Below are 9,201 nucleotides of genomic sequence, written 5' to 3' on the forward strand. Positions count from 1 at the left end.
ACTCAGGCTTCTGGGACAGAGGTAATCGCAACGCCTTTGCGACCCAATTGTTTGACCCCGTACATGGCCTGATCTGCCGCCTTGAGCAGCGTATCCAGATTCTGGCCATGAACCGGACACAACGAAACGCCGATGCTGCACGATACCGATAGCTCTCCTGCGCTGGTCATGACCGGTTGCGAGAGACTGCCGAGAACCCTTGCGGCCTTCGCCTGCGCGTTTTCGAGGTCTTCCAAGTCGGCAATCAGCATTACGAATTCATCGCCGCCGTACCGCGCCGCGGTGTCTCCGGCGCGGGTGCTGTGCAGCATTCGATTGGCAACCGCTCGCAGAACCTGGTCGCCCACTTCATGGCCGTGACGGTCGTTGATGTCCTTGAAGTGATCCAGGTCGATCACCAGCAGGGCGAACGGGACGCCTTTCACTTGCCAGTCGGAAAACGCCTGGTTGAACCGTTCGGCAAACAGGTAGCGATTCGGCAATTGCGTGAGGACATCGTGAGTCGCCAGATAGACCGAACGCTCATGCTCGACATCCGCCCTTTCTATCGCCCTGAAATGCCGAATCAAGACCATCGGCATCAACACCAGTGCCCCGGCGAGTACCAGCAGAATCATCAACATCTCTTCGGTCAGTACATCCCCGAGACGCAGTTGACGTTCGAACATCAAGGTCATGGGCTGCGATGCACTGCGGATCTCGACCCTGTCGGTCATTTGCGGCAGGAGCAGACGATCCAGAAATCCCGCTTGTTGAACCTGCGTTGAAAAGATGTCGCTTTCGGATCCCGCAGCGTTCTTCAGTACGGCAGAGATATGAACCAATGGATCGATGTTGGCTTCGTTCGCGGCCTCCAGCAGCGAATCCGTCCGGATCAACAGCAATGAAACCATCGCGCTCCCGAAAAAGTTGGGCGCAGCGGTTTCTCGAACATGGGCGGGACGGGTTACGGACTGCATCAGGATGTAGGCGCTATCACCCTCGAACATGGAGAACACCGGTGATGCGACCGGCTTCTGGCTGCTGCGGGTGCGAGCCAGCGCATAGGAAAGATGGCCCACGGTCTCCAGCCTGACGCCGTAGATCGAACTGGCCCCCGGGAGGGATGGGTACATGAACAGCACGGGCCAGGTCTCGCCGAGATAGGCCTGTGGCTGAGCGGACTGCTGAGTAAGGCTCGGGAAATCCTTGAGTTCGAAATCCGGACGCCAGGTGCGCCGCAGCAACTGTTCAAATGCCGTCTGCTCGGCGATAGGCACCGCACGCGCGGCCTCGAGCATGTAGATATGAGGGTAAGCCGATAAAACAGCGGCCGCATACCGTGCCGTCGCCTCGGTATCGCTTTGATCAACGGCTTGCAGAAACGCGGAGAACCCCGAAAGCACCGCTTCGTTGGTATCGAGCTGATTGCGCACGATCCCGGAAATGTTTTGCACGTACTCGGAGAAATACGTCTGTCGCCGCTGGGTCTCGGACTTCAACAGAAGCAAAGCCGAAAACAGTACCAGTCCGATAGCCAGCGCAATAAAGCCCATCAGCGAGCTGCGCCGTTTAGTCCATTTCATTTTGCATCGTCCATTGCGCAGATCAGACATACTGCCCCGCTCATCCACAAAAATCATCTGCGATTTAGCCGTGGATAATCGTTTTTACCGGCGAAAAGCCAATGTCAGAGGATGCTATCGGTGAAAGTAACCATTGAAGATTGGGATGGAGACGGCGCCATTCGTATCCCGGATGAAGCCCTGCAAGAGCTGGAACTGGATGTAGGCGACTCGCTGTACCTGATTGAAGAGTTTGTGGGCAATACCCGGTGTTTTGTTCTTTCAAAAACGCCTCGGGTTGCGGATCGTATCGATGAGCTAAGGGCTGCTTGGAAGAGCGATATGGAGTCGGACGGGGCTCGGCAGCTTCTGGCTGGCGACTGATCGCGTGGTCCACTTTGCTACGTTTATGAAAAGCCCCGGCGGGTGCCAGGGCTCAATCTATTGGAATGAAGCGCTTCCAGTTCATTCCATTTTTTAAAAGTGTGCTCCATCCCAAGCGGGCAGAACCGTCTTAATCGTCTTCTTCGTCCAGATAGGAATTCAGGTCCTCGTCCTCATATTCCTCGTCTTCGTCATATTGAGACGCGAACTCATGGTCAAGAAGATGTTCATGCTCCGGTTCGGGAGCCTCGTTCTCGTTACTCATGACATGACCTTCCAATACAAATTAATGACGCGGGCTATATATCGATCGAGAACCGATGAGTCAAAACTTATCTATGAGTGCCCCTCTCTATGAAAGCAGCTCTCTATGAATGCACCTCTCTATGAATGCACCTATGGAAGTGCTCCTGCGTCACCCTCGTCCGACTTGTGCGCCGCCTCTCGCCCCGCCCGACAGCTTCTGCACAACACCGGCGCGGGCGTCCAGTTGCAGTGGTACCGGAATGGCAAGTGGCAAGCCTCACACGTCGCCTCCGGCCATTCCTTATCCCTGCGATCCTTTGCCAGGGAGGCTTTCAACTTGCGCATCGAATCGTGACTGTTCGGGCTCATCGGGCGCTCCATTGTTTTCCCTTTCCCAATGCGTTTGATACTCCAGTGTGGCAGAGGTTCATGCCCAATTGCGCGACGATTATGCGGTCTTCAGTTGTGGTTATCTTTTTGGCCGAAAATCCCGGCGCGTATCGTAGTCAACTGGCGCAATTCGGAGCCGCCAAGCGTGCGGATATGTTTGCGCTTGAGCGTTATTGGCAACTCGATTCCGAGTAGTGTTGCAGCGGTGAGCTAAGCTGACCCGAAACCCGAGGATTCGCGATGCCAAATTCCGACCTGCTCCCTTCGCTGCTGTACAAGATCAACGAGAACCAGCTTGCTCTCGAAGCGGCCATCATGGAGCTCACCAATTGGGCCGAGCAGCACGGCGCCAAGGACATTGCCGACAACGTGCATGCCGCCCTGGACGTCATCGACAAAAATGAAGAGTTCATCAAGTTGACGCTGGCGGTGTTCATGGCGCCGGACTGAAACAGCGCTTCCTGCCTCATCCGTGCGCTGGGAGCTACGCCAGCTGCATCAACGCCTCTTCCACCGCAGCCACCATGCGGTTGCCCTTGGCTCCCGGCAGTTTCCACGCCGCGATGACCATCCCCAGCGGCACCGACTGATTGATCGGCGCCACCAGTTCACCGCTGTCCAGATAACGCTGTATGAGACTGCGTCGGCCGATCAGCACACCGGACGCCAACAAGGCTTGTTGCACAGCGATGGAATACAGGGAAAACCCCGGCCCGCGCGCCACGAACTTCTGGCCGGGCATGACCGAGCGGGTCCAGACGTCCCAGTCACTCCATCCCACATCGGCAATGCAGCGCACATCGGCAAGATCCTCTGGTTGACTGATCCGGGCCGCCAGCGCGGGCACGCAGACCGGCAGAACCTCCTCGACCGCGAGCATGCGTTGACCGCGCTCAAGCTGCTCGGTGTAGAAAAGGCAGAGGTCGAACGGGCTGCGTTTGAGGTTGGGCGCTTCATCGACGGCGGTGACGGAAATTTCGATGGGCGCCAGCATTTCAGTCAGGCGTGGCAGGCGTGGGCCGATCCACAGTTCGGCCAGCGCAGGTGAAGTGACGATATGCACCCGCTGCGGGGCAGAGAGTCGGCGCAGGGTTCGGGCGGCTTCCTCCACGGCGTCGAATGCTTCGATGAACTGGTCCTTCATGCTTTCGCCAAGGGCCGTCAACCGCACGCCCTTGGCATGGCGCTCGAACAGCGCTGCGCCGTATTCGTTCTCAAGCGCCTTGACCTGGGCGGCGATGGCGCCCGGCGTCACCTTCAGCTCATGGGCCGCCCGGGCGAAACCGCCGAGACGCGCCGAGGCCTCGAAGGCGCGCAGGGCATTGAGTTGCAGGGTGTGGCGGATGGGAGAGTCGAGAAACATGTCGTGAGCCTCATTTTTTCTAGGCCTAATATTTCAGAAATCTACCGTTGTTCCCAGTTGGCGCCCGCATTATTTTGATCATGAAACATCTGTTTACGCTCAACGGCCCGCTCAAGCTCAAGGAACTCAAATGAATTATCGAAGTGGGACACAGGCGTTCGTGCACGGTGCTCACAGCGCTTGCCCTTTGACCACCGGGGTCATTCCTTTTGGCTTGATCGCTGGCGTCACCGCTGCCGGGATGGGCATATCGGCCACCAAGGCCATGGGCATGACGCTGCTGTTCTATTCGGGATCGGCGCAGATCGCCGTATTGCAGATGCTGCAGAACGGCGCCATGCCGGTGACCATCGTGCTCACCGCTCTGGTGATCAATCTTCGCTTTCTGATGTACAGCGCATCGCTCGCGCCGCACCTGCACGATCTGCCCCGGCGCAAAACCTGGCCGCTGTCCTACCTGCTCGCCGACCAGGTGTTCGCGCTGTTCAGCCTGAGAACGGCGACAGGCGGGCTGGGACGTTTCGCATTCCCCTACTACATGGGCGCGGCGATCACGATGTGGCTGGGCTGGAATCTGGCGGTGCTGGCGGGCGTGTTCCTGGGCGCGCGCATACCCGAGTCCTGGTCCCTGGGCTTCGCGATTCCACTGTCATTCCTGGCGCTGCTGATCCCCAGCATCCGCAATGCCGCGACCTTGAGCGCCGCCATCGCGGGAGGTTCGCTGGCGATATTGGGCGTCGACCTGCCCTACAACCTGGGCATGCTGACGGCTTCGCTCGGCGGTGTCATCGCCGGACTTGCCGTCGAGCATCTGCGAAAGGATTTGAACACCGCACCAGGCACCGACGCCGAACAGGAGGCCTCATGAGCGAGCTGTCCCAGTGGGGCCTATTTCTGTTGATCGGCGCCGGCACCTTCGCCATCCGCCTGTCTTTCATCCAGTTCTACGGCAGTTTGCGCATCCCGCCGCTGCTCAGCCGCGCCCTGCTCTACGTTCCGGCGAGCGTGCTGGCCGCGCTGGTGTTGCCGGCGGTGGTCTACCCGGATCGCCACGGGACGTTTGACTGGAGCAATCCGCAGATTCCCGCGGCGATACTCGCAGCCCTCGTCGCCTGGCGAACCCGCAGTACCTTGCTCACGCTGGTGGTCGGGATGGGCACGTTGTGGGCGCTGAAGTACTGGGGGCTTTAGAGGTTGTGCAGCACCAACTGCACCCCGGTGACGAGCAGCCCGAACCAAGCGATGCGATAGAACCATTTCTGGTTGACCCGACCCTGCAGCCAGATCCCCAGCCAGACGCCGGGAATCACGATCGGAGCCAGCGCCAGGCTGGCGCCGAGGTTGGTCGTCGAAAACTGCCCCAGCAGCGCATAGGGCACGAGCTTGATCGCGTTGGTCAGCAGGAAGAACACGTTGGTGGTGGCGATGTAGCGCACCTTGTCCATCTGTTGCGGTAGCAGGTACATCATCAGTGGCGGCCCGCCTGCGTGCGCGACGAAACTGGTGAAACCCGCCAGGGCGGAATAGAACGTGCCCTTGCCGGCGTGGGGTTGTGCTGGTGCCAGGGCGTGCCGGGCGGTCCATACGTTCAGGCAGAAAAACGCAATCGCGATGCCCCCCATCAACAGCGCAATGAGCCGCTCACTCAAGGCGCCGAACGACAGCGCACCAATCAGCACGCCGACCAAGGCCCCGGGAATCATGATCTTCAGATTGCCCTTGTCCCATTTGCCACGAAAGCGCCGCAGCCCGGTGATATCGGCCAGGCACAGAATCGGCAGCATGATCGCCGCCGCCTGGGTGGGCGGCATGTTCAGCGCCAGCAACGGCACGGCAATGCCGCCCAGCGCACCGCCGAAGCCGCCCTTCGAAATCCCCGTCAGCAAGACCGCCGGTATCCCCAACAAAAACAACTCGACCAGCGACATGCCCTGCTCCGTCTCGACCGTTGAAAACTTCGGCCACCTTACGGCCAGGCGTCGGGTTTAGGAAGATCCTAGCTCTCCCATGGCGCAGCACAGTCGATATCGATGACGTACTTCGCAATTGCCTCGCTGCAAACGCTCGCCTCCAGCGTGCCTTCGTGAACCAGCGCCGTCAGCGCACTCAACACGATCTGATAACGGTCCACTTCGAAGAACCTGCGCAACCTGTCGCGGGTATCGCTGCGGCCGAAGCCGTCGGTGCCGAGCACGGTGTAGCGGCCATCAAGGTAACTGCCGATCAGCTGGGGCAAGGCGCGCACGTAATCGGAGCAGGCAATGATCGGTGCAGATCCCTCAAGCGAAGCTTTGAGGTGGCTGCGGCGAGCCGGATGTTGCGGATGCAGGCGGTTCCAACGCTCGACCTCCCGAGCATCCCGGGCCAGTTCGCTGAAGCTGGTGACACTCCACACCTGGCTGTCGACGTTCCAGTCGCTGGCCAGCAACTGCGATGCGGCAATCACTTCGCGCAGGATCGCCCCCGAACCCAACAGCTGAACACTGCCGCGCGCATCGGCGCCCTCATGCCGGGCGAAGCGGTACATGCCTTTGATGATCGCCTGCTCCGCACCTTCGGGCAGGTTGGGCTGCGGGTAGTTTTCGTTCATCAATGTGACGTAGTAGAACTCGTCCACCTGACGCTCCAGCATCTGGCGCATGCCGTGGTCGAGGATCACCGCGAATTCGCAGGCGAAGGCCGGGTCGTAAGCGCGACAGTTGGGGACCATCGCGGCCATCAGGTGGCTGCTGCCGTCCTGGTGTTGCAGGCCTTCACCGCCCAAGGTGGTGCGCCCGGCGGTGGCGCCCAGGAGAAAGCCGCGGGCCCGTTGATCCGCCGCCGCCCAAATCAGGTCGCCGATGCGCTGAAAACCGAACATCGAGTAGTAGATGTAGAACGGCAGCATGGGCAGGCCGTGCACCGAATAACTGGTCGCAGCCGCTACCCAGGAACTGATCGCCCCGGCCTCGCTGATGCCCTCTTCCAGAATCTGCCCGTTGAGGGCCTCGCGATAGCTTAGGATCGAACCGATGTCTTCCGGCTCGTAGCGCTGGCCGACGCTGGAGTAGATGCCGATCTGCTTGAACAGGCTGGCCATGCCGAACGTGCGTGCCTCGTCGGCCACGATCGGCACGATGCGCGGCCCCAGTTGCCGGTCCCGCAGCAACCCGCCGAGCATGCGCACGAAGGCCATGGTGGTGGACATTTCCTTGCCGTCGGCGGCGATCGCAAAGCCGGCATAGCTGTCGACCTCGGGAACGGCCAATGGCGGGCAGGCCGAGGGTCGCGTCGGCAGGTAACCGCCCAGGGCCCGGCGGCGTTCGTGCAGGTAGCGCATTTCACGGCTGTTTTCGTCGGGCTTGAAGAAGCTCAACTCGGCGGCCTGCTCATCAGTCAATGGCAGGTTGAAGCGATTGCGGAACGCGATCAGCGCCTCCCGGTCGAGCTTCTTCTGCTGGTGCACGGTCATCCGCCCCTGCCCCGCCTCGCCCATACCGAAGCCTTTCTTGGTCTGCGCCAGAATCACCGTCGGCTTGCGCCCTTCGCGCTGGGCAGCGTGATAGGCGGCGAAGATTTTCACCAGGTCGTGACCACCGCGTTTGAGGCGGTCGATCTGCTCATCGCTCAGACCCTGGGCCAGTTTTGCCAAGGCCTCGTTCTGGCCGAAGAAGTACTCGCGGTTGAACTGGCCGTCCTTCGCCGCGAACGTCTGGAACTGGCCATCGACGGTGGCGGACAACGCCTTGACCAGCGCCCCATCGGTGTCCCGCGCAAACAGGCCGTCCCAATCGGAACCCCAGACCAGTTTGATCACGTTCCAGCCGGCGCCGCCGAACAGTGCTTCCAGCTCGTCGATGATTCGACCATTGCCGCGCACCGGCCCGTCCAGCCGTTGCAGGTTGCAGTTGACCACCCACACCAGATTGTCCAGCCCTTCGCGCGCCGCCAGGGTCAGCGCCGACATGCTTTCCGGCTCGTCCATTTCCCCGTCACCGAACACGCCCCAGACGGTGCGGCCCGTAGTGTCCAGCAAACCGCGGTGCTGCAGATAACGCATGAAGCGCGCTTGGTAGATCGAGCTGATCGGGCCGATGCCCATGGAGCCGGTGGGAAATTGCCAGAAGTCGGGCATCAGCCACGGATGCGGATAACTCGACAGGCCCCGCGCGCCGTTGGCCCGGGCACCGATTTCCTGCCGATAGTGATGCAGGTCCCGCTCCTCGAGCCGTCCTTCGAGAAAGGCCCGGGCGTAGACACCCGGCGCCGAGTGCGGCTGATAGAACACCAGGTCACCGCCGTTGCTCTCGGTTCGGGCCTTGAAGAAATGGTTGAAACCCACCTCGAACAGATCGGCGGCGCTGGCATAACTGGCGATGTGTCCGCCCAGTTCGCCGTAGGCCTGATTGGCCCGGGCCACCATCGCCAAAGCGTTCCAGCGCATGATCGACGCCAAGCGCTCCTCGATGGCCAGGTCCCCGGGAAACACCGGTTGGCGGTCGACGTTGATGGTGTTGATGTACGCAGTGCCCAAGCTGGGGCGCCAACCGATGTCCGCTTCGCTGGCCACTGCCAGCAAGGTATCGAGGATCCTTTTCGCCTGCTCCGTGCCGCCATAGGCGATGACCGAGAGCAAGGCGTCGCGCCACTCGGCGATTTCCTCGAGGTCTTCCGCTGCCTGGCCCGGCGATTGGGCGTGTTGATCGGACGGGTTCATGGGCGACTCCTGCAAAATCGGCGTTACATCAATGTGGTCGCTCTGCTCGACTTTCGCTAGAGGCCACAGCGTTCTTGCAGCACGCTTTTGGCCAGCGTCCGGGTGAGCGCGAGAATCTCCTCAACCTGCTGATCCATCGCGGCATGGGACGACGCCTCCTTGCCGAGCCTGACCAGCCGCAACGGATGACCGCGCACCGAGCCGAGCCAAGTGAGACTGGGGACCGGGCCGACTTCGACATCCAGTAAAAAGCAGCCCTTGGCGACACAGCTCAGCAACTGGCTGGCTTGGCAGGTGGCGGCGAGTGTCGGTTCGTCCGGGTTGGAGCCGGCCTGCAGCCAGTCCTGCATGAAGGCCCCGGATTGCTGGACGACCAGATGGGCCACCTGGTCCCAGTCGTCGATGGCCCTGTGCAGTTGGTGGTTCATGTATGGCGGCAGCGTGGCGCTGGACACGATCACCACGGCGGCATCGGCCGAGGGTGGTTTGAGCCAGGTGGCGGATGGCGGTGTTCCTTGCATGGTGGTAACTCCTGTCACACAAAGCCGATAGGACTCGAATTACTGTGGGAGCGGGCT

Annotated in this window: 10 protein-coding genes; 4 read left to right on the forward strand and 6 right to left on the reverse strand. The window is 60.8% G+C overall.

All coding sequences use genetic code 11. From position 1 onward, the window contains the following. Positions 1-2 precede the first annotated feature (2 nt). Complete coding sequence (locus tag K9857_RS01690) at positions 3-1,595, reverse strand: sensor domain-containing diguanylate cyclase (protein WP_224533177.1); 1,593 nt, start codon at positions 1,593-1,595, stop codon at positions 3-5. A gap of 90 nt (positions 1,596-1,685) precedes the next feature. Between K9857_RS01690 and K9857_RS01695 the strand changes: the two genes are divergently transcribed. Further along, positions 1,686-1,928, forward strand: a complete 243-nt coding sequence (locus K9857_RS01695; protein WP_224533178.1) for an AbrB/MazE/SpoVT family DNA-binding domain-containing protein — start codon at positions 1,686-1,688, stop codon at positions 1,926-1,928. 130 nt (positions 1,929-2,058) lie between these two features. Here the strand turns inward: K9857_RS01695 and K9857_RS30240 are convergent, their stop codons facing one another. After that, positions 2,059-2,193 (reverse strand): hypothetical protein, encoded by a 135-nt coding sequence (locus K9857_RS30240; protein ID WP_256672783.1) that lies wholly within the window; start codon positions 2,191-2,193, stop codon positions 2,059-2,061. 611 nt (positions 2,194-2,804) lie between these two features. Here K9857_RS30240 and K9857_RS01700 point away from each other — a divergent pair. After that, on the forward strand, positions 2,805-3,014 hold the full coding sequence (locus tag K9857_RS01700; RefSeq protein ID WP_175379991.1) for a hypothetical protein: 210 nt from the start codon (positions 2,805-2,807) through the stop codon (positions 3,012-3,014). Positions 3,015-3,048: 34 nt separating this feature from the next. Here K9857_RS01700 and K9857_RS01705 read toward each other — a convergent pair whose 3' ends face one another. Next, positions 3,049-3,927: a LysR family transcriptional regulator gene (locus tag K9857_RS01705; RefSeq protein ID WP_224533179.1), complete on the reverse strand. Its 879-nt coding sequence runs from the start codon at positions 3,925-3,927 to the stop codon at positions 3,049-3,051. 130 nt (positions 3,928-4,057) lie between these two features. Here K9857_RS01705 and K9857_RS01710 point away from each other — a divergent pair, with 130 nt between their 5' ends. Together K9857_RS01710 and K9857_RS01715 are read left to right on the forward strand one after the other, a co-directional pair. Beyond that, positions 4,058-4,795: an AzlC family ABC transporter permease gene (locus K9857_RS01710; protein WP_224533180.1), complete on the forward strand. Its 738-nt coding sequence runs from the start codon at positions 4,058-4,060 to the stop codon at positions 4,793-4,795. Beyond that, positions 4,792-5,118, forward strand: coding sequence for an AzlD domain-containing protein (locus K9857_RS01715; RefSeq protein ID WP_224533181.1), 327 nt, complete (start codon positions 4,792-4,794; stop codon positions 5,116-5,118). Before K9857_RS01710 ends, K9857_RS01715 begins: the two co-directional genes overlap by 4 nt. Here the strand turns inward: K9857_RS01715 and K9857_RS01720 are convergent. The 3 genes from K9857_RS01720 to K9857_RS01730 all read right to left on the reverse strand — a co-directional run bounded on the left by K9857_RS01720 (position 5,115) and on the right by K9857_RS01730 (position 9,144). Next, positions 5,115-5,855: a sulfite exporter TauE/SafE family protein gene (locus K9857_RS01720; protein ID WP_224533182.1), complete on the reverse strand. Its 741-nt coding sequence runs from the start codon at positions 5,853-5,855 to the stop codon at positions 5,115-5,117. The two genes, K9857_RS01715 and K9857_RS01720, sit on opposite strands and share 4 nt — an antisense overlap. Before the next feature lie 68 nt (positions 5,856-5,923). Continuing rightward, complete coding sequence (gene mdeB, locus K9857_RS01725; protein WP_224533183.1) at positions 5,924-8,623, reverse strand: alpha-ketoglutarate dehydrogenase; 2,700 nt, start codon at positions 8,621-8,623, stop codon at positions 5,924-5,926. A 56-nt stretch (positions 8,624-8,679) separates the two neighbouring features. Next, positions 8,680-9,144 (reverse strand): transketolase, encoded by a 465-nt coding sequence (locus K9857_RS01730; RefSeq protein WP_175379997.1) that lies wholly within the window; start codon positions 9,142-9,144, stop codon positions 8,680-8,682. Positions 9,145-9,201 lie beyond the last annotated feature (57 nt).

It is taken from the genome of Pseudomonas sp. REP124, assembly GCF_020164475.1.
In the GTDB taxonomy this organism is placed as follows: domain Bacteria; phylum Pseudomonadota; class Gammaproteobacteria; order Pseudomonadales; family Pseudomonadaceae; genus Aquipseudomonas.